The organism is Streptomyces sp. NRRL WC-3549, from assembly GCF_000721935.1.
Classification (GTDB): Bacteria; Actinomycetota; Actinomycetes; order Streptomycetales; family Streptomycetaceae; genus Streptomyces.
The window spans coordinates 23,123-23,327 of the sequence record NZ_KL585400.1 but is presented as its reverse complement, the minus strand read 5'-3'; the positions used below and the strand labels follow the sequence as shown (position 1 = coordinate 23,327).

The 205-nt window shown below is 70.2% G+C and carries 1 protein-coding gene; it reads left to right on the top strand.

Annotated features, from left to right (window positions below):
• The coding region (locus tag IH13_RS0115870) for a hypothetical protein (protein ID WP_037841468.1) at positions 1–205 on the top strand (205 nt) is incomplete at both ends.

The window sequence follows — 205 nt, the reverse complement described above, 5'->3', positions numbered from 1 at the left end:
GGCTGCTCGCCGCCAAGGAGGCCGGCCTCGGCTCGATCCCCGGCACCGCCGCCGAGATCCTGGACGACGAGGTCCGCTGGATCCTCACCAAGGGCAAGCTCCCCACGGCCACCTGGCTGGAGGTGATCAAGACGGCGCACGAGGTCGGCCTGCGCTCCTCCTCGACCATGATGTACGGCCACGTCGACCAGCCCCGTCACTGGCT